Source organism: Legionella pneumophila subsp. pneumophila str. Philadelphia 1 (assembly GCF_000008485.1).
GTDB lineage: Bacteria > Pseudomonadota > Gammaproteobacteria > Legionellales > Legionellaceae > Legionella > Legionella pneumophila.
In genome coordinates this window covers 876,737-898,394 of record NC_002942.5, presented here as the reverse complement: position 1 = coordinate 898,394, position 21,658 = coordinate 876,737, and the positions used below count along the sequence as shown (strand labels likewise).

Below are 21,658 nucleotides of genomic sequence, written 5' to 3'. Positions count from 1 at the left end.
CGCTACGCTCCTCGCAACGACGGTCCCAAAAATCGTACCGTACAGAGAGGAATAATATTCGTTTAGCGGTCACAAAAAGAAATTGTGATAACAATTACCAGTTATGCAACTAACAGGTTAATGACAATTACTATCTCATAATTATTGTGATTTTGTCTGTGCATAACAAAAAATTTGTCATGCACAGAACTGAAGAGGGTTTCCGTTTAACAAACACCTTCTCTATGATCATGACTGTCAAAATGCAGTTTACCGTCTTTCACTCGCAAAGTGACATGACCACCATGCATTAATTTACCAAACAACAGTTCATCAGCAAGAGGCTTTTTGATATTTTCCTGAATCAATCTGGCCATAGGTCGTGCTCCCATGGCTTTATCATAACCATGCTCCATCAGCCATTCCCTGGCTGACTTATCAACTGTAAAAGTAACGCCTTTATGACTTAATTGTTCATCCAACTCCATAATGAATTTATCAACAACTAGTCCTATAGTCTGAGTATCTAACGGTGCAAAATTGATAATAGCATCCAAACGGTTCCTAAACTCAGGACTGAATTGCTTTTTAATTACTTCCAACCCATCATTGGTATTGTCTTGCGTTGAAAAACCTATGGAGTTACGAACAATTTCACTGGCCCCTGCGTTACTGGTCATTACAAGTATGATATGTCTGAAATCAGCTTGACGACCGTTGGTATCAGTTAAAGTGCCATGATCCATTATCTGCAACAATAAATTAAAGACATCAGGATGTGCTTTTTCTATTTCATCAAGTAGCAGAACAGCATGTGGATTCTTAGTCACGGCTTCAGTCAATAAACCACCTTGATCGTATCCTACATAGCCAGGAGGTGCTCCTATCAAACGTGAAACAGTGTGTTTTTCCATGTACTCAGACATATCAAAACGCAGCAACTCTATGCCTAACACATTAGCCAGTTGCCTTGTTACCTCTGTCTTTCCTACACCAGTTGGTCCGGCAAACAAGAAACAACCTACTGGCTTCTGAGGTTCTCTAAGTCCGGATCTACCCAATTTGATTGCTGAAGCCAAGGCAGTAATTGCCTGGTCTTGACCATAGACCAATAATTTTAAATCACGTTCCAGGTTACGCAGAGTATCTTTGTCGCGCGCAGATACCTTTTTAATTGGGATACGAGCAATTTTTGCGACAACACTCTCGATTTCAGTCACGCTTATAATTTTTTTACGTTTATTTGCCGTCAATAAATTCTGATAAGCGCCCGCTTCATCCACCACATCAATCGCTTTGTCAGGCAAAAATCGATCATTGATGTATTTTGCAGATAATTCTGCTGCCGCTTTTAATGAAGGAATTGAAAATTTTACTCCATGGTGAGCTTCCAATTTGCCTTTTAATCCTTTTAATATTTCAAAAGTTTCATCGATTGTTGGTTCTGAAATATCAATTTTTTGGAATCGTCTTGCCAAGGCCCTGTCTTTTTCAAATATTCCACGATATTCCTGATAAGTAGTTGAGCCAATACATTTCAATTCACCATTTGCCAATAATGGCTTAATCAGGTTGGAAGCATCCATGACTCCTCCAGATGCAGCACCTGCTCCAATAATGGTGTGAATTTCATCTATGAATAAAATGGCTCCTTCTTGCTGACCCAACTGTTTCAGCACAGCTTTCAATCGTTTTTCAAAATCCCCTCTGTATTTCGTTCCTGCCAATAACGCGCCCAAATCAAGAGAGTAGACTACGCAGCCTCTTATGGAATCTGGGATTTCACCATCCACTATACGTCTGGCCAAACCTTCTGCGATAGCAGTTTTACCTACACCTGCCTCGCCAACTAATAAAGGATTATTTTTACGGCGTCTGCAAAGCACTTGTATAGTTCTTTGTATCTCTTCATGCCGCCCTATCAATGGATCTATCTTGCCCTGTTTTGCACGTCTGTTGAGATTGGTGCAATAACTATCAAGTGGAGACTCATTACCCTCAGGGGTCATCATGTCTTCTTCCATAGATGAATTCATGTTTTCATGCATATCATTGTTTTGATATTTTGACACTCCATGAGAAATATAATTAATGACATCAAGGCGAGTAATATTTTCACGTCGCAAAAAATATACAGCCTGACTTTCTTGCTCACTAAAAATTGCGGCTAATACATTAGCTCCAGTGACTTCCGTTTTGCCTGCTGATTGCACATGAAATACTGCACGCTGTAAAACCCTTTGAAAACCTAATGTTGGTTGAGTTTCCCTGTCCAATTCATCCTCAGGAATTCTTGGGGTTGTTTCATCAATAAATTCGATCAAATCACGACGTAATGCCTCGATGTTAGCATCACAAGCTTGTAATACATTTCCTGCTGCTGGATTATCAAGCAAAGACAACAGCAAATGTTCAACAGTCATGAACTCATGACGCTTTTCTTTTGCTTCCTTGAAAGCTAGATTCAAGGTGAATTCTAGTTCTTTATTTAACATTGTCATTGCTCCTTACCAACCCACCACCAGTTTACTCCGGTTCCATACTAGATAATAATGGATGTTGATTCATTCTGGCGTATTCATTTACCAGGGCGACTTTTGTTTCTGCTATGTCTCTTGTAAACACTCCACAAACCCCCTTCCCTTGAAAATGAACCTGTAACATCACCTGAATCGCAACCTCCTCATTTAAATGAAAAAAGTGCTTCAGTACCTCTACCACAAAATCCATTGGCGTATAGTCATCATTGAGCAATAAAACCTTATACTTTCTTGGCCGTTTAATAGCTGTGCTAATTTCTGTGCTAAGTTCTGTATCAGCTATCCCTGTTTGTATTATTTCCTCTAAATTTTGCTTGCTCATAACTAACAACCTCTTACTATTTTTATAGACTCCCTACACGCATTTGGCCAGTAAATTTAGCTAATTTTAATGAAAAATTTAGTCATTGAAATAATCAATAGCATAGTGATTAGATATGATTCACTCAAATGTTGTACTATTTGTTATTGACCACCAGGTTTTACTCAAGACATTGAGCCGCCTCTAATCAGTAGAGTAGCATCATAATTAGCATGGATAAAGTTCCTGCTCAATTTTCATGAACTCGTAAGATGTATAAACCTGATAGTCAAAGATACTACCAATAATCTTGAAAGGATAATCCCAGTCTTTCATGAACAACGCATTGGCACTGAGTAAAGCTGTAAGTGCTATATTGTCAATACGCGTTGTTCAGAAAGACCATGTGATAACTCCCCGGTTTACATATGCTTAATCATGGCATCTGCAAAACCAGAGCTGCTGACTAACGTTGCTCCTTGCATACCACGTTCAAAATCATAAGTTACGGTTTTGGCTTCTATCGCGCCTTCCATACCTCTGATAATCAAATCAGCTGCTTCATACCACCCCATATGACGTAACATCATTTCGGCAGAAAGAATAATAGAACCGGGGTTCACTTTATTCTGCCCAGCATATTTAGGCGCAGTTCCATGAGTTGCTTCAAACACAGCCATTTGATCACTAATGTTCGCTCCGGGAGCTATACCTATTCCACCAACCTGAGCAGCCAAAGCATCAGAAATATAATCACCATTCAAATTTAATGTAGCAATGACACTATAGTCTTCAGGTCTTAACAGGATTTGTTGCAAAAAGGCATCAGCGATCACATCATTAATGATAATCTGCTTACCGGTTTTAGGATTTTTAAATTCCATCCATGGCCCACCTTGATATTCTTTTGCTCCAAAAGAATCGCGAGCAACTTGATATCCCCAATCTTTAAAAGCCCCTTCAGTAAACTTCATGATATTGCCTTTATGTACCAAAGTCACTGTACTGCGGTCATTATCTATCGCATACTGAATGGCCGCTTTGACAAGTCGAGTGGTACCTTCTCTGGAAACAGGCTTCACACCTATACCACAATGCTCAGGAAAACGAATTTTCTTAACACCCATTTCCTTAGTTAAAAATTGAATCACTTTTTTAGCTTCCGGGGTATCTGCCTGCCATTCAATACCGGCATAAATATCTTCAGAATTTTCCCTGAAAATGACCATATCGGTTTTCCATGGCTCCCGAACCGGACTTGGAACACCATTAAAATAGCGAATTGGACGTAAACAAACATAGAGATCCATGTCTTGGCGAATAGCGACATTCAATGAACGTATACCGCCACCAACAGGAGTAGTTAAAGGACCTTTAATTGAAACCACATATTTTTTCATGGCATCCAGAGTCTCTTTGGGAAGCCATTGATCGCCACCATAAACCTTAGTAGCCTTTTCCCCGGCATAAACCTCCATCCAGGAAATTTTTCTCTTGTTGCCATATGCTTTTTGAACTGCAGCATCAACAACACGGATCATCGGAGGTGTTACATCAACACCGATACCATCACCCTCAATAAAAGGAATAATTGGATTATCAGGAACATGAAGTGAATGGTCAGCAGCAACAGTAATAGCTTCGCCTTGGGCAGGCACTTTGATTTTATCGTATGTCATTGACGACTCCATAAATTTAGAGAAATTAATGATAGCATGTGATAATCGGGTTTCCCAAATATCAATTACGACTATTAATTATTTTTAGCTAAATTAGCTCAGATTGGAACTAGGCATGAAGCAACATCTTAATTTGTTCTGCCAACTGATCGTAACCGGCCTCGACATTAATATAATCACGCTTAGCGAGATAGACTGATAAAGATCCATCATCTGTAGCCGAAGGTTTTTGTAAAACACCATTAAAACCTTGCATTTTTAAACGCAGATAATCACTTAATTTAGTGACCAGATAAAAATTCCTAAAATAATTGTCAGGATTCATATACAAAGCTTTTGCATCCTTGGCAAGTTCATGTCCGGGCAAATAATCTTTTAAGGAATAGGAGGAGTTATTATGAACAGCGATTACTTTACCCTCAGGTAGTAAGACCTTAATTTTGTCTGCAAGTTTCTTCACTTCCTGATGCGCTTCAGGAGTATAATAACTGTATTGCGTCAAAGTTTTTTTGATCCCTTTGTCGGTAAAAATGCGGTTGGGATCAAATTCATAGCGTTGGTTATGTAAATGGAATACTATATTGCGACCGCCGGAATGGATAAGTGTAATGAGACTTCCACCCTCTTTTCTAATGACAGCTTTAGCAGCTTTTAATGCCGTTTGTTCATTGTGATGAACATGTACAAAAGTCTTACCTTGACCTTTGGTTTGTTGAATTATTACAGGTTCATCCCCAACCATAACTCTGTGATTCACTGCACAACTTGTTTGAGCGATAATTGCCATAACAACCAATACCCATTTCATGAATAAGAGTCACCATAACGAATAAAATTGTGTAATTGTATAGTGATTGGCCATAAAAAATCAATCTTGGCTTAAGTTCCAAGCGGGACAAAATCATATTTTAATTAATTAATGCACCTCATACCTTATTGCGTGAATGACAAAATATAACAATTATTTACGCTGTTTATCGTGCTTAAAGGCTTGATCTTGCCCTGAAGTGGTTGCTGTCAATAACCAAAAAATTTATCATTAATTTCCACAATCAACGCAATCATAAAATGCCGCAATTAATACTTTTTAATAAACCTTATGGAATCCTGACTCAATTTACTGGCGAATTACCCGAACAAACTCTCTCGGCATTTATTAAACTTCCGGGTTTTTATGCGGCTGGACGTCTGGATAAACAAAGTGAAGGCTTACTTATCTTAACTGACGATGGAAAACTACAACACCGCTTAACCCATCCTAAATTTGAGAAAAAGAAACATTACTGGGTTCAAGTAGAGGGGGTCCCTACAGACAAAGATTTACAACCTTTAAGAAAAGGCCTGGTAATCAAAGACATTACTTTTTTACCAGCCGAAGCCAGATTGATTTCAGAGCCAAAAATCTGGCCACGAATTCCACCTATAAGAGAAAGGAAACACATACCAACTACCTGGCTGGAAATTATTTTAAGAGAAGGAAAAAATCATCAAATAAGAAAAATGACCGCTGCTATTGGATTTCCTACTTTACGTTTAATTAGATACCAGATTGGTGATTGGCACTTAGATCAACTCCAGCCCGGGGAATATAAATTAATCAACCTTACTAACGATAAACTGAACGAGTTAACAAGGAAGAGTAACCCAAGACTCGAATCCAGGGCCAAATAATCATACCCAAAATGGCACTTGTCACAGGCATTATCAGGTTATAATTAAAACCTAACAGAGCATCAATAAATATAATAATTGATTGATATAGAAAACAAAAAAAACCAATCAAACAAACCTGCTGAATAAGTGAGAAAAATTGAACTCGTCTCGATTTGGTTGACGCTATCCAGGTCACCAATAGCAATGCGAATGAATGTTCACCGATCACGGTTGATAAGAGCACATCCAGTAATAAGCCAACTATCAACAGAGCAGTCAGTTTAAATTTACCTGGTAAATAATATTCAATATATAAAACCAATAATAACACCCAAGGAGGTCGAAAAATTGAAATTAACTCAGGCATCGGCAGTATTGATAAAGCAAGTGCCACGAGAAACCCCAATCCTAAACGAATGTGAAGCACGCTCATGCTGTAGACTCCTCAGCATTCAATCGCTCATTAATTTGAGCAGTTAACTCCTCTTGTTCACTATCAGCCCAAATCAATAACACCAACCTGTTGCGATTCAGCAATGCGACAGGGCTAACTGTAACTTTGACAAAATCTTCACCAGGAATACTCTTAACTTCCTCAACGCGTCCTACAGGATAGCCCTCTGGATATCTTCGGCCTAAACCGGACGTTACCAGCACATCACCTGGATGAATAGAAGAAGTCTTCGGTAAATTAATCAAAGACAGTTCTTCAATATCATTAGTACCTACAAGGATTGCGCGCTCTCCGGTTCGATTGTTTCTTACTGGCACAGCACTTTTTGAATCTGAAATCAGTAATAAAGTGCTTGTCATTGGTCCTACATCAATAACCTGCCCCATCACTCCCTTGGCATCCAACACGGGCTGTCCCACATAGACACCATCACGTGTGCCTTTGTTTAAGACGACAACTTGTCTTGCCTGGCTTGTATCAACAGCGAGTATCTGGGCAGCCATGACTCTCATATCAGCCTTGGATGAAGTCAATAATAATTCTTTTAATTGCGAATTTTCTCTTTGAATAACAATTAATTTTTGCAATTCAGCTTCAAGCATTGTTTGCTTGTATTTTAAACGCATATTTTCATCTATCAGCGCCTTTTTGGCACTAACCAACGACTGAATCCAGCCGATGACTCGAACAGGATAATCTACCGCATATTGCAAGGGAGAAACTATTAGTGAAAAACCGCTACGAACGAAATCCAGGTATCGGTAATGATAATCAGAAAACATCAGGAGAATAGAAAAAGCAAGGGCAAACACAAATCCCAGAGAACTGTGTCCGCCCTTTGCAAATAATCTATTGTGTTTATTATTCTGTTGAGAGGAAATCACCGCCGCGCAAATCCATGGTTTCTAAAGCTTTACCACCACCACGCGCAACGCAGGTTAATGGATCTTCAGCTATTAATACGGGTAATCCAGTTTCTTCCATCAACAAGGTGTCTATATTTTTCAACAGAGCGCCTCCGCCTGTTAAAACCATACCTCTTTCAGCAATATCTGCAGCCAACTCAGGCGGAGCAAGCTCCAAAGCAGCTCGAACCGCACCAACTATCCCCGATAGAGGTTCCTGTAGTGCTTCCAGGATTTCAGCGCTTGTTAAAGTAAAGCTACGTGGTACACCTTCCGCAAGATTTCTACCTCGTACCTCGATCTCAAATAAATCCCGGCTTGGGAAAGCCGAACCAATTTCATGTTTAATGCGTTCAGCGGTTGTTTCTCCGATGAGAGTACCATAATTACGGCGTACGTAGGATACGATTGCGTCATCAAATTTATCGCCACCAATACGTACTGATTGATGATAAACTATTCCACTTAGTGAAATAATTGCGACTTCTGTGGTACCACCGCCTATATCAACCACCATAGAACCACTGGCTTCCTCAACAGGCATTCCGGAACCTAATGCCGCAGCCATAGGCTCCTCAATAAGGAAAACTTCTCGAGCACCAGCGCCCATTGCAGATTCACGAATTGCTCTGCGTTCCACTTGTGTAGAACCACAAGGAACACAGACCAAAACTCGTGGACTGGGTCGTAAAAATTTATTTTCATGCACTTTGTGTATAAAGTGCTGCAACATTTTCTCGGTGACAAAAAAGTCAGCAATAACCCCATCTTTCATGGGTCTTATCGCATTAATATTGCCAGGGGTTCTTCCCAACATGCGTTTGGCTTCAAGACCTACAGCGGCGACACGCTTCTGGCCTGATTCATTACGCAATGCCACTACAGAAGGTTCATTGAGAACAATCCCCTTATCTCTTACGTAAATCAATGTATTAGCTGTTCCCAAATCGATTGACAAATCGCTAGAAAACACGCCTCTTAATTTCCTGAACATACGCAGTACTACCCCGTTGTTTTTTTGATTGCTACTTTATCCTATATTTGGATAAAAATCGACAGTTGCCGCATAAGAATTTTATACACCAGACAACTGCTTTTAACCGGATCCCATAGTAAAAGCAATGCTTTCATATGGGATCAATCTCATTTGCTTTATAAAACATGATTTACGTTTTATATTGCACGTGAATTAATTAATAACGAAAATTTCTTTCAGTTTTTCTCTATTTTTATCTACAAAACGCTGCCCTATACCCTTGACTTCCGCAAGCTCTTCCAGAGATTTAAACCCTTGATGATTCTCTCTATAAGCAATAATAGCTTCAGCCCGTTTTTTTCCTATCCCTTTAAAAGAGCCTGTTAAAGAATACACATCCGCTGTATTAAGATTAATCTTGCCCTTAACAAGGACTTGTTTAGCTGGAGTTTTTTGAGGCTCGTTCTCAGCTTGAGAAGAGAAAGGGATAACAATAAATGACAATAAAATAGCAATGAGTCTTGCTTTCATAAATTTCTCCTAATTGTTGGACTAAACGGCTCGTTCCAGAGCCGCGAGCGAGTATCTCAATTTTTCAAACAAGAGTCTAGCCAATTTTAAATTATTTTTTCTGTGAAAAACTATAAAGAACGTACGAGACACATGAGGTGAGTTTTTTTACCATGTCCAAATGTAAGAACTCGTTCGGACCATGAGCATTGGAATGGGGGCCTAAAACACCAGTTATCATAAATTGTGCTTTGGGAAATTGCTCGCCTAGCATACTCATAAATGGAATGGTGCCCCCCTCTCCCATGTAAGCAGCAGGTTTATCATAATAAGTCATTGATGCTTCAGATGCCGCTTTCGCTAACCAATCGGAAAGCAAAGGAGCATTCCATCCCTTGGACCCTCCATTTTGTATTTTAAAATCAACCTTTGCATTATAGGGAGGGTTTTGGGTCAGGGCTTTTTCCATAGCAACAGAAGCTGCTTCTGGATCAACCAGTGGTGGAAGGCGCATGGATAATTTCAAAGACGTAACAGGGCGCATTACGTTCCCTGCATCAGCTATCGCTGGAAACCCATCTGCACCAGTCACCGTCAAGGCAGGGCGCCATGTTCTGTTTAATATTAATTGCTGTTTGTCTTGAATAACGGGTTTGGCAGAATCTATCCATGGAAATTCGCTATAAACTTGTTCACCTAGAATTTCCGCACATTGTTTCGCTTGTTTTATTCTCTCATCAGGAATATCACAATACAACTGAGGTAATTTTATCTCTCCGGTGTTTTCGTCCTCTATCCTGCTGATCAATTGCCGAGCTACTCTGAAACTGTCTGCCACTATACCACTGGCGCTCCCAGAATGAACGCCCTCATTAATTAATTCAACAGTTAACTTACCGACCAAATTACCGCGTAATGACGTAGTCATCCATAACTGCTCATAATTACCTGCTCCGGAATCAAGACAAATAACCAATGATGGTTTACCAATACGCTCTTTCAGCAACTCAATATAAAAAGGCAAATCGTAACTGCCACTTTCCTCACACGCTTCGATGATTAATATACAACGAGGATATGGCAAACCTTGCTGTTCCAAGGCGCGAATAGCCGTGAGTGATGCATAAGCAGAATATCCATCATCTGCCCCTCCTCTTCCGTATAACAATCCATTTTTCAATACGGGTTTCCATGGATGTAAATCGTCACTCCAGCCTGACATCTCAGGTTGTTTATCCAAGTGCCCATAAAGCAACACAGTGTCATCAATTTGGCCTGGAATTTCCATAAATAGTAATGGAGTCCTATTTTTCAGGCGAACAATTTCCAGAGTCATTCCTTTGGGAGCATGCGACTTACACCAATTGGCAATGTGATTAACTGCCTGCTCCATATAACCATGTTCTTCCCATTTTGCATCAAAGTGAGGAGATTTATTAGGGATTTTTATGTAGTCACATAAACTTGGCAATATCTCTTCTTGCCACTGTTGGCATATGTAATCATACAATCCTTGGGGTTTGAACATGTGCTTGCTCCTTGATAATTGCCACAATCTTATCAGTGGCAGACTCAATTTTTAATGCTTTGATTTTATTATCTATTTCATCTTTTTTTCGCATTACGTCCTGTACTGCCTGTAATAGAACATCAGCTTTCAATAACTCGTCCTGAATCACAACGCTTATTCCCAATCCCTGGAAGTACCTTGCATTCTGAATTTGATCTCCTCTGCTTACTTGTGAAGAGATTGGAATTAAGATATGTGGTTTTCCTAATGCTAATATTTCATACAAAGAATTAGCTCCTGCTCGAGAAATCACCACAGAAGAAGCAGCGAACAGATCAGCCAACTCTTCATTGGCGTATTCAAATTGGCAATATCCCTCCACACCAACCAATGAAGAATCAAGTTTTCCCTTGCCACAAAGATGAATGACTTGAAATTCTGATGTCAATTGTTTCAATGCGCTTCGAATACAACTGTTAATTGAACCAGCCCCTAAGCTTCCTCCCACTACAAGCAGGCAAGGTTTGGAGGAATTAAATCCGCATAACTCCAATCCTTTCATTCGATTTCCAGTTAATAGCTGTTGACGAATTGGAGTACCCGTCACTTCTATTTTATCCTGACGCTTAAAGTATTTTTTGCCAGCATCAAAAGTAAGACATATTTTATTGACGAAAGGAAAGGATAGGCGATTCGCAAGTCCTGGGCTCATATCAGACTCATGAGCGACAACAGGAATTCGATTTAACCAGGCGCCTACAACCACAGGAAAGGCTACAAAGCCACCTTTTGAAAAAACCACATCGGGTTTGATTTTATAAAATAGCAAAGAAGATTGAATAATTCCCAGAACAATTTTGAAAGGATCAAGCAAGTTCTTCAAACTAAAATACCTGCGCAATTTACCGCTACTGACCCCATGAAAAGGAATGTCCAGCGGCTCAATCATCTCCTTTTCAATTCCGGAAACAGAGCCGATATATTCTACATTCCAGCCTTCTTTTCGAAATTCCTTAATCAAAGCGATATTAGGCGTTACATGTCCGGCAGTTCCTCCCCCGGTAAAAACAATACTTGGGCTCATAATGTTTCCCTAATCAATAAGCTCAAATCAATTGCTTGAATTGATTTGGTGATGGATCCAACTGAAATAAAATCCACTCCGGTTTGAGCAATGTCTGCAATATTATTGATATTAATGCCGCCAGAGGCTTCCAATTCACAGTACTTGGGATGATTCATTTTGACTGCTTGCTCAAGCATATCTTGAGTGAAATTATCTAATAATATCCTGTCAGGGTGAGCATCCAAAGCCTCTTGCAACTCCTCAAGGGTTTCCACTTCAATCTCAACCAGTAAGTGTTTATCGGTTTTCCTTGCCAGACTGATAGCATGAGCAACTGAACCACAGGCTTTGATATGATTTTCTTTGATTAGAAACGCATCATAAAGTCCCATACGATGATTTAACCCGCCACCACAATAGACAGCGTATTTTTGCGCTAACCGAAGTCCTGGAATTGTTTTGCGTGTGTCTAACAGCTTTGCCTTGGTACCTTTTAATTTCTGAACATAGTGATAAGTTTGTGTTGCAGTAGCTGAAAGGGTTTGCAAAAAATTTAACGCAGTACGCTCTGCCGTTAAAATACTACTGGCAGTACCATGAATAATACATAAAGTAGCTGGCGTGCTTAAAAAATCTCCTTCAGAAACCCGCCACTCCATTTCAACTGTATTATCAACTTGCTTAAAAACCTCATTTACCCAGGGCTGCCCACAAACAAGCATAGGTTCTCTTGATATAATTTCTGCTTCTACAATCAGCTGCTGAGGCAACAAAGCCGCAGTAACATCACCATTGCCCACGTCCTCTTGCAAAGCACGTTTTACATCAAATGTAACTTGCGATAAAACATTATTCATGCATTCCTATCCTCTTTTGGTTTGGCATATCGCATCTTTAATAAAGGTGGCGCAATAAAGGTTGTGATCATGATCATCAATACAATTGCGGTAAACAGATTATCACTTATTACGCCTATAGTTCTGCCAATAGAAGCAAAAACCAATCCTACCTCTCCACGAGGCAACATTCCTATACCAATGAGCAGCCTATCATCCCGTCGATTAGCGCCTAAGCCACTAAGCAGCTTGCCAAGAATGGCCGCTACTGATAAGCCTCCCGCTAAAACAATGACATTCCAATCATAAAAAGTTTCTAACTTAACCTGTATCCCAATGAGAGTAAAAAACATAGGAGCCAATATAGTTTCCAAGGGAGATACCAAATGATGAATACTGCGATGATCTTTATGATGGGCTTTTTGCTCTCCAAAATAGTCGTCGTGCAAAATGACACCCGCAGCAAAAGCACCAATTATAGCCGCCAACTGTATAAATGAAGCCAACCAGGCTAATGCCATAATAAAAAGGAATGAGATAAATAATTTGGATTCCCAAGGCTCCAGAAAACGGAATAAATCGACTGCTTTCCGAAGTACAAAAGGCCCCATAAACAAGGTACCAATGAAAAACAGTAGAGCTAAAATGATAATTTTCATTACAACCATGATGCTTACAGCACCACTGATAACTATACTGCTGACTACCGCCAAAATAATCAGGCCTAAAATATCATCCAAAGTAGCCGCACCAAGAATTGTTCTTGCTTCCCGTGTACTCAGTTTATTCATCTCTTTAAGAACACTTGCTGTAATACCAATGCTGGTAGCACTCAAGGTAGCGCCGATAAATAAATTAATCTTGTAATTTGAGTTAGGTATGATAAAACAAGCCACTACAAACCCTAAAATCATTGGCGCAACGATACCGATCACAGCAACAAGAATGGATTCTTTGCCAGTTTTTTTCAAATCAGAAAGTGACGTCTCAAGACCAACCATAAAAAGAAGAAATATGACACCATAACGTGAGAAAATATCAACGACATAGGCTATTTTAAGATATTCAGTTCCCTCTGCTCCACTTAAGGCATGGATCACCTGGTTAGCATAATAGGAATTATGGATAACATGAGTTACCGCCTGATTTAAAGAAATTCCTGCTAACATTTCTTTGACAACATCATAAATGGCAGAACCTTCGCGAAGAATTACTACTAATTCACTTCCGAAAAAGTAAGAGAGATTCCCAACTATCATCCCTATCAGTAATTCACCAAGAACGCCAGGTTGATTAAGAAGTCTGGCTAAATAACGACCAATGATAGCTAAAAATAAAATAGTAGTGACACCCAGAAGAACAGAGGTGACTGGATCTGAATGCTCTCCCCCCTCAGATGCAAAAGTAATAGCAGGAATGAAACAGACTAAAAGAAACCACCATTTTGAATTACTCATACCGCTTTATCCTATAAGCTTAATATGCTGCTTTCTCCCAAATGCAAGGGAATTTTGAATTGCAACACCATACCATCACAAGTAGTTCCATTACTAACAGCCAAAATAATTGTATTGATCAAAAAAACTCATCTTCCAAGGCAATCTGCTGCATTTCAAAATCATAGGAATGCCTCAGTAAATTCCTAATGCACCAACAGCCTAACAATTTCAAACTGAATTGCCAGCACACTCTGGTTCATCAATTCATCGATTGTTTAGCTAAAAACAAACATGTTTGTAAAACAGAGTCAGGGTTTAGAGAAACACTCTCAATTCCTTCCTTCATCAGCCATTGGGCAAAATCCTGGTGATCTGAAGGACCTTGACCGCAAATACCTATATACTTGCCTTCTTTTTTACAAGCTGAAATAGCCATATGCAATAAAGCTTTCACAGCATCGTTGCGCTCATCAAATTGTGAAGCCACCAAACCTGAATCCCTGTCTAATCCTAAAGTCAATTGAGTTAAATCATTCGATCCTATGGAAAAACCATCAAAATACTGCAAAAATTCACTGGCTAACAAGGCATTGGAAGGTAACTCGCACATCATAATCACTCTTAACCCACATTTTCCTCTTTCCAGACCATGCTTTTTTAATACTTCGATGACATTACCAGCTTCAGAAACTGTTCGGACAAAAGGAATCATGACCTCAACATTATCTAAACCCATCTCCTCCCTGACTCGTCTTACTGCTTTACATTCAAGAGCAAAGCACTCAGAAAAATTTGAAGAAACATAACGAGAGGCGCCACGAAAACCAAGCATAGGATTTTCTTCTTGGGGTTCATACAATGAGCCACCAACCAGATTAGCGTATTCATTCGATTTAAAATCTGAAAGCCTGACTATAACGGGTTTGGGATAAAAAGCAGCAGCAATAGTCGCTATGCCTTCTTTTAATCTTTCAATGTAATATTCTACAGGTGAATCATACGCTATGGTCTTTTCTTTAATGTACCGCTTAAGTTCCTCATCCTTTAAAGTATCAAATTCCAGAAGCGCTTTAGGATGAATACCTATCGTGTTGGAAATCAAAAATTCAAGACGGGCCAATCCCACTCCGGAATTAGGTATTGATTGAAATGCGAAGGCTCTTTCAGGGTTTCCAACATTCAACATCACTTTCATGGGTAATTCGGGCATGGTTTCTACATCAAGACGCTCTTGCTCGTAAGGCAACAGACCAGAATAGACAAAACCTGTATCGCCTTCCGCACAGCTTACAGTCACCACATCACCATCTTTAATCGTTTTTGTTGCATCACCACACCCAACAACTGCAGGAATCCCCAATTCACGAGCAATAATAGCTGCATGACAAGTTCTGCCTCCACGATTGGTAACGATTGCAGAAGCACGCTTCATGACAGGTTCCCAATCAGGATCGGTCATATCGGATATCAAAACATCGCCGGGTTGAACCCTGTGCATTTCATTAATATCTTTAATAACCTTTGCTTTACCCTGACCGATTCTTTGACCTATACTACGGCCTTCAGCCAATACGTCGCCTCTTTTTTGCAAAGTATACCGTTCGAGCACTTGTTTGTTATCCCTGCTTTTTACAGTCTCCGGACGAGCTTGCAGGATATACAGTTTACCATTGACCCCGTCTTTCGCCCATTCAATATCCATGGGACGACCATAATGTTTTTCAATAATAAGTGCCTGATTCGCTAATTGCTCTACTTCCTCTTTGGATAAGGAAAACAATAATCTTTCAGCAGGGTCTACATCGACTGTTTTAACACGTCTTTCAAGGGAAGGGTCATCGCAATAAACCATCTTTAACGCCTTGCTGCCCAGGTTTCGACGGATAATCGCCGGTTTTCCGGCTTCAAGGCATGGTTTATGGACATAAAATTCATCTGGATTTACAGCGCCTTGAACAACCATTTCACCTAAACCATAAGAGGAAGTGATAAATACTACTTGATCAAAACCGGATTCAGTATCCATAGTAAACATGACACCACTGACTGCCAAATCACTACGAATCATTTGCTGAATGCCAGCAGACAATGCCACTTCGTTATGAGCAAAATTATGATGCACACGATAAGCTATTGCCCTGTCATTAAATAAAGAAGCATATACCTGTTTAATGGCAGCCAATACCGCCTCTTCTCCCTTCACATTTAAAAAAGTTTCCTGCTGACCGGCAAAAGAAGCATCAGGCAAATCTTCAGCAGTAGCAGAAGATCTTACTGCAACACTAAAATTATCATGCCCAATCTCTTGAGCAAGTTTCTGGTAGGAAGAGCGAACCGACTGTTCAAACTCCGGGGTGAATGGCGTATCAATAATCATTTCCCTAATTTGTTTCCCTACCACTGCCAGTTGGCAGACATCATCCGTATCGAGAGCAGTCAACTTATCATAAATTTTCTTATCAAGATCGTTTTGGGACAAAAATTCTCTGAAAGAATCAGCAGTTGTAGCAAATCCTCCCGGCACAGAAACGCCTGCTGATGACAAATGACTAATCATTTCACCAAGAGAAGAGTTCTTACCACCGACCTGATCCAAATCGCGCATGCCAAGATGTGCCAAATCTATAGTATGTCTTTTAACAGTCATAACCGCCCCAAATTCATAAAATAGTAAACATTCTACTTAAATTGTTACTTTATTGGAATTAGAACTTGTGCTGTATTTCATTTTTATAAAGGTCAAAATACCGGCATTTTCACAAAAAATGACAAGTATATGTACTATGCGGTAAGATATCTTGCTGTCCATGTTTTAGGGTTGAACGGGTAAGCAAACCTGTTCCAAGAATATAATAAGCAAAAGGATTTGAAATGTTTAAACGCATAGGACTAATATCGATTGCCTTATCTTTAAATACTATCTCCTTCACCAGCGAAGCCTGTTCTGCCTTAGTGTTCAATAAAAACAAGCCCGCAACTGTCGCAGTCAATTTGGACTGGAAATACCGGGAAGGAGCCTTTGTGATTCATCCTCGGAATGCCATGATGGTTTCCAGTGTAGATTACCACAGCATGCATCCATTAATCTGGAAAAGCCAATATGGAAGTGTGATATTTCACGGAGGAAATCGGTTTAAAGCAGGACCATCTGCTGATGGGATGAATGAAAAAGGACTTACTGCTTCAATACTGATGCTTGATTCATCAATTTATCCCAGTAACTCTGAGCTTCCCGCTTTAAAAACTACTGAATGGGTTCAGTATATTTTAGATAATTTTCAAACGGTCCAAGAAGTCATAGATGACAGCTCAAATTATCAACTGGTTGCAGACACCTACCGGGGAATAACCATGAACGTTCACTTGATGGTGAGCGATGCCGAAGGAAAATCTGCTGTTTTTGAGTACCTGGATGGTAAACTGGTAATTCATACTCAAGACAACTTGACCACGCCAGTACTAACCAATACGGACTATAAATTGTCATTGGCTCTTCTTGAAGAATACCAGGACCATGGTGGCTCTAAGGCTCTGCCAGGTGGATATGATTCTAAATCCCGTTTTGTAAGAGCAGCACATTATCTAAAAAAACTTCCCAGCTTTATAGCTAAAGAAGAACATATTGCTTATGCTTTCAACGGCCTCAATGTCGTCACACAAGCACCTGGTACTTCTTCTCCAACCCAACTGAGTATGGTTTTTGATATCCCGACCAAAACAATTTACTTCCGCAGCATTAACGAGGCTGCATTAAGAGTGATTCCAATGGATAGCATTGACTTTGATTATCTTTATCAACCAATCGCCCTGAATGTTTATCAACATTTGTCCGGGGACGTCACTGATAAATTTCAACCCATGATAGGATAAATTGGAATTCATTAGGCCCTCTTGCAGAACCTGATTATTTTGTTTAATGAAAGAGGCAAGTTTAGGCAAGAGGTCTATTGTGAAGCCGCATGGATATGGCACAAGCGAAGCCGAGGGGGGATAATTGATTAATAACCACTATTACAATTTATTGAAAAATATTTAAGTACACCAAGAACTTAAAAAACTGTGATATCAATGCATCTATTAATTACCAAAGGATGGGGTAATGAGCATAAAAAATGAATATGAAACAGCAAGAGACCATTTCAGGTTATGGGACAAACAACTCAAAGACAATATACTGCTCGAAAAGTCTTGTTTAATGCACACTTACAAAACTTATTTTCCCGATGAGCCTGGTTTTATTCAACAATTGAGTCAATTTTCCAAAGCAGTAGCTGAAGAATTAGAACCAACCGTTATGGAAAATAACCTGGATGCCAACTTGCCTAAAATAGAACAATACAATGCAATTGGTCAGCGCGATGATCGGGTAATCCACCATCCTGCCTATGTTCGATCCGGCGATATTATTTATGGATCCAATCTCATGCAATACTTGCTAAAGCCAGGGCAAATGAAAAAAACGTTGAGCCTGTTTCTGCTCTCATCGCATGCCGGGGAGGCAGGACACAACTGCCCTATTGCCTGTTCTGCAGGAGTAATACGTGTTTTAAGTCGTTATTCCCAATTAGAGAAAACCTCATATTATCTCGATAAACTCACTCACCCTTCTTTCAGTTACAATTTTACTGGAGCCCAATTTTTAACTGAAATTCAAGGTGGTTCTGACGTTGGCACCAATGCGACCCGTGCCAATCTGGATAAGCAAAATCAATGGCGCATTTCAGGTGAAAAATGGTTTTGCTCCAACGCTAATGCCGATTTAATTTTAATGACAGCTCGTTTCGACGAGGAAACTCCCGGAACCAAAGGATTGGGTTTGTTTTTAGTGCCCGGTCGCCTGGATGATGGCAGCCCTAATCACTATTATCTTCGTCGATTAAAACAGAAAATTGGTACCCGCACCATGGCAACCGCAGAAATAGATTTTGAAGGGGCACTAGCCTACCCTATGGGTGATGTGGCGGAAGGAATACATTTGGTTATGGAAAATGTGTTGCATTTATCAAGGATATTCAATTCCTTCTCAGTCTTGGGTATGTCTCGTCGCGCCTATCAGATTGCTTGCTATTATGCTAAAAACCGCCGAGCATTTAACCATCCTATTATTGAGTATCCTCTGGTAAAAGAAAGTTTGGCTAAAATAAAATCAGAAAATCTGGCTATGTTAGCCAGCGTGTTTCATATGGCTCGTTGTCAGGATGAATTAGATGCTCTTCCAGAGCCTCAACAAACCAAATCACAACAACTCTTATTACGTACACTGGCGAATATCAACAAGTACTTTACAGCCAAACGTTCCGTGGACAATATACATCATTGTCTCGATTTATTGGCAGGAAATGGCACCATAGAGAACTTTTCTTCATTACCAAGACTATTAAGAGACTGTATCGTTTGCGAAAATTGGGAGGGGACGCATTTTACATTATGGATGCAAACCCTAAGAGATATGCATAAATTTGCAATTGATGAATTATTCATTGCCCATTTGCAACAACTTCTGGAACAAGTTCAGGATATCAACCCTCATAAAGCATTGTTTTTCGGAAAGATAAATGAGTTAGATACAACAATAAAAACAATGAAATCAGCCAATCATGAGGAGCAAAGTCTGCATATAAAAACAATCATTGAACATATGGCCTCGTTGCTTGCTGCTTTATGTCTGGCTATAGAGATACAACAAGGCCAGTCGCCAGAAACAAAACAAGCTGGATTAACTTTATTTATTCATGAACATATGGCAAGTTGTTTACTTCAACACGACGACTATATGAAAATACTAAATAAAATAATTGGATAGTTCACTCTGCAAATGCATTAACCAGCAGGCCGGGAAAAATTATTCGTAGTGTCAAACCAAAAAAATAGATTTTAAGTTTAGCAAATTGAATTACATATAAAAACAGGCATGGCAATCTTTGAAGTTTTTCGATTATCACGTTAATTCTATCCATTCGAGTTGAGGAAGCGCTTCCTCAACTTGAACAGATAACCAGCTTAGCTCACTGGGTAACTGAAGCCAGCGGCTTTGCAACTTCAAAGGGAGGCTGACTCTTTCTGTCAGAATCATTAATTCGGCAAACATCAAGAGCCTGAGAAAATTCCTTATAATAATTTTGCTCTCCAATCAATTGAACAATTCCCATTTTACGGAGTTTCGCATCAACGAGCGGGTTAGCCTCACTGAGCAAAACTCTGACTCCACGCTTCTGCAAATTCAAAATAATTTCTTCCATAGCCTGCAAACCAGTGACATCTATAAACGGAACCCAACGCATTCTGATGATCAAAACTTTCGGATCAGTATGGGTATTAGCCAACGCACTCTGAAATGTTTCGACAGCACCAAAGAAAAACGGGCCCTCGATAACATACACCATGACCCCTTCGGGCAAATCATAATTCTTTTCTTGTGCCAACTCTTGAGATAATTGTCCTTCTGACATACGCTGAATTTGAATGCTGTTAACCATTCGGCGCAGGAAATGCAAGACGGCAATGATGACCCCTACATTGACAGCAACAACCAAATCAACAAACACCGTCAGACAAAAAGTAACCAATAAGATGACTACATCAGCACGCGGAGCTACTCGAATTAATTTAATAAAGTGGCGAGCCTCGCTCATATTCCACGAAACCACAAATAAAATAGCAGCCAATGCCGCCAGAGGTACATCCACTGCCAGAGGTGCCAGGAACAACAGGACTAAAATCAAAGTAATGCTGTGAATAATTCCTGACAGAGGACTATTGCCCCCATTGCGTATGTTTGTCGCCGTGCGAGCAATCGCTCCGGTGGCAGCAAAACCACCAAACAAAGGCGCCACAATATTAGCTATCCCTTGACCAACTAATTCTCTATTCGAATTATGTCTGGTTCCACTCATCCCATCGGCAACCACAGCAGACAATAAGGACTCAATTGCTCCCAGCATCGCAATAGCAAAGGCTGGCCCAATCAACTCAATCAGTCGTCCCATTGTGATTTCAGGCCAGGTGAAAGCCGGCAAGCCTTGTGGTATTCCTCCAAAGAGGCTGCCTATAGTGGCCACTCCCTCAAAGTGCCAAACTGACTGTATGATTGTAACCAGGACCAAAGCAATCAAAGGGCCAGGAATACGCTTTAGTCCTGGTAATTTACTGGAATACAGTACAATAAATAAAGCACAAATACCTAAAAAAGTAGTCGCGATATTCATATGAGGAAAAGACAGAAGTAAATGCCAAAATTTTTCATGAAAATGTCCGCTTCCAGCTGCGGGTAAACCAAAAAAATATTGCCATTGCCCTACCCAAATAACGACAGCAATCCCTGAAGTAAATCCGATGATTACTGGACTGGGAATAAATTTAATAATGGATCCCAGACGGGCAAAGCCAAACAGAACCAAGATAAAGCCCGCCATTAAAGTAGCTATTTGTAACCCTGAAATACCATATTGGGCCGTTATCCCGGAAAGAACGACAATGAAAGCACCTGTAGGACCGGCGATTTGAACTCTGCTGCCACCCATAATTGAGACTATTAATCCGGCAACGATAGCGGTATATAATCCTTGTTCCGGTTTAGCCCCGGAAGCTATTGCAAAAGCCATTGCCAAAGGTAAAGCAACAACACCAACAATTAAGCCAGAAATAATATTTTGTAACCAATATTTTTTTTGAAATAAACCGGCTCGATACGATTCTGTGATCGTGTTCATAAATAATAACCTGTCCCATTAAAAACATGGTCATTATTATACGCACTTTGAACAAATTTACGCTAATTTTCTAGAATATTTATCGCTTTAATTCACATCTT

17 protein-coding genes are annotated in these 21,658 nt (G+C 39.9%); 3 read left to right on the top strand and 14 right to left on the bottom strand.

The window, feature by feature from the left end:
* Nucleotides 1-206: 206 nt before the first annotated feature.
* The 4 genes from clpA to LPG_RS04030 all read right to left on the bottom strand — a co-directional run bounded on the left by clpA (nucleotide 207) and on the right by LPG_RS04030 (nucleotide 5,307).
* Complete coding sequence (gene clpA, locus LPG_RS04045; protein WP_011213323.1) at nucleotides 207-2,474, bottom strand: ATP-dependent Clp protease ATP-binding subunit ClpA; 2,268 nt, start codon at nucleotides 2,472-2,474, stop codon at nucleotides 207-209.
* Between the two features lie 31 nt (nucleotides 2,475-2,505).
* Nucleotides 2,506-2,841 carry an ATP-dependent Clp protease adapter ClpS gene (gene clpS, locus LPG_RS04040; RefSeq protein ID WP_010946553.1) on the bottom strand — a complete coding sequence of 112 codons (336 nt, stop codon included), beginning with the start codon at nucleotides 2,839-2,841 and terminating at the stop codon, nucleotides 2,506-2,508.
* A 401-nt stretch (nucleotides 2,842-3,242) separates the two neighbouring features.
* Nucleotides 3,243-4,511 (bottom strand): NADP-dependent isocitrate dehydrogenase, encoded by a 1,269-nt coding sequence (gene icd / locus LPG_RS04035; protein WP_010946552.1) that lies wholly within the window; start codon nucleotides 4,509-4,511, stop codon nucleotides 3,243-3,245.
* Nucleotides 4,512-4,608: 97 nt separating this feature from the next.
* Nucleotides 4,609-5,307 (bottom strand): hypothetical protein, encoded by a 699-nt coding sequence (locus LPG_RS04030; protein WP_010946551.1) that lies wholly within the window; start codon nucleotides 5,305-5,307, stop codon nucleotides 4,609-4,611.
* Between the two features lie 260 nt (nucleotides 5,308-5,567).
* On the opposite strand from LPG_RS04030, the gene LPG_RS04025 reads away from it, so the two are divergent.
* Complete coding sequence (locus tag LPG_RS04025) at nucleotides 5,568-6,170, top strand: pseudouridine synthase (RefSeq protein WP_011213321.1); 603 nt, start codon at nucleotides 5,568-5,570, stop codon at nucleotides 6,168-6,170.
* Here LPG_RS04025 and mreD read toward each other — a convergent pair.
* From mreD to ppsA, 9 genes are all read right to left on the bottom strand, one after another.
* On the bottom strand, nucleotides 6,106-6,585 hold the full coding sequence (gene mreD / locus LPG_RS04020) for a rod shape-determining protein MreD (RefSeq protein ID WP_010946549.1): 480 nt from the start codon (nucleotides 6,583-6,585) through the stop codon (nucleotides 6,106-6,108). The two genes, LPG_RS04025 and mreD, sit on opposite strands and share 65 nt — an antisense overlap.
* Nucleotides 6,582-7,490 carry a rod shape-determining protein MreC gene (mreC, locus tag LPG_RS04015; protein ID WP_010946548.1) on the bottom strand — a complete coding sequence of 303 codons (909 nt, stop codon included), beginning with the start codon at nucleotides 7,488-7,490 and terminating at the stop codon, nucleotides 6,582-6,584. The genes mreD and mreC overlap by 4 nt, the downstream gene beginning before the upstream one ends.
* Nucleotides 7,468-8,505 carry a rod shape-determining protein gene (locus LPG_RS04010; RefSeq protein WP_011213320.1) on the bottom strand — a complete coding sequence of 346 codons (1,038 nt, stop codon included), beginning with the start codon at nucleotides 8,503-8,505 and terminating at the stop codon, nucleotides 7,468-7,470. Before LPG_RS04010 ends, mreC begins: the two co-directional genes overlap by 23 nt.
* A 195-nt stretch (nucleotides 8,506-8,700) precedes the next feature.
* Nucleotides 8,701-9,018: a ComEA family DNA-binding protein gene (locus tag LPG_RS04005; protein WP_010946546.1), complete on the bottom strand. Its 318-nt coding sequence runs from the start codon at nucleotides 9,016-9,018 to the stop codon at nucleotides 8,701-8,703.
* A 91-nt stretch (nucleotides 9,019-9,109) separates the two neighbouring features.
* Nucleotides 9,110-10,525: a M20 family metallopeptidase gene (locus LPG_RS04000; RefSeq protein ID WP_010946545.1), complete on the bottom strand. Its 1,416-nt coding sequence runs from the start codon at nucleotides 10,523-10,525 to the stop codon at nucleotides 9,110-9,112.
* A complete protein-coding gene (locus LPG_RS03995; protein ID WP_010946544.1) occupies nucleotides 10,500-11,591 on the bottom strand; it encodes an undecaprenyldiphospho-muramoylpentapeptide beta-N-acetylglucosaminyltransferase in 1,092 nt (363 codons plus the stop codon). Before LPG_RS03995 ends, LPG_RS04000 begins: the two co-directional genes overlap by 26 nt.
* On the bottom strand, nucleotides 11,588-12,430 hold the full coding sequence (nadC, locus tag LPG_RS03990) for a carboxylating nicotinate-nucleotide diphosphorylase (RefSeq protein WP_010946543.1): 843 nt from the start codon (nucleotides 12,428-12,430) through the stop codon (nucleotides 11,588-11,590). Before nadC ends, LPG_RS03995 begins: the two co-directional genes overlap by 4 nt.
* A complete protein-coding gene (locus LPG_RS03985; protein WP_010946542.1) occupies nucleotides 12,427-13,866 on the bottom strand; it encodes a cation:proton antiporter in 1,440 nt (479 codons plus the stop codon). Before LPG_RS03985 ends, nadC begins: the two co-directional genes overlap by 4 nt.
* 241 nt (nucleotides 13,867-14,107) lie before the next feature.
* A complete protein-coding gene (gene ppsA, locus LPG_RS03980) occupies nucleotides 14,108-16,495 on the bottom strand; it encodes a phosphoenolpyruvate synthase (RefSeq protein ID WP_010946541.1) in 2,388 nt (795 codons plus the stop codon).
* Nucleotides 16,496-16,719: 224 nt separating this feature from the next.
* Between ppsA and LPG_RS03975 the strand changes: the two genes are divergently transcribed.
* Complete coding sequence (locus LPG_RS03975; protein ID WP_010946540.1) at nucleotides 16,720-17,718, top strand: linear amide C-N hydrolase; 999 nt, start codon at nucleotides 16,720-16,722, stop codon at nucleotides 17,716-17,718.
* Nucleotides 17,719-17,947: 229 nt separating this feature from the next.
* Nucleotides 17,948-19,651, top strand: coding sequence for an acyl-CoA dehydrogenase family protein (locus tag LPG_RS03970; RefSeq protein ID WP_010946539.1), 1,704 nt, complete (start codon nucleotides 17,948-17,950; stop codon nucleotides 19,649-19,651).
* Nucleotides 19,652-19,853: 202 nt separating this feature from the next.
* Here LPG_RS03970 and LPG_RS03965 read toward each other — a convergent pair whose 3' ends face one another.
* Nucleotides 19,854-21,557, bottom strand: a complete 1,704-nt coding sequence (locus tag LPG_RS03965; RefSeq protein WP_010946538.1) for a SulP family inorganic anion transporter — start codon at nucleotides 21,555-21,557, stop codon at nucleotides 19,854-19,856.
* Nucleotides 21,558-21,658 lie beyond the last annotated feature (101 nt).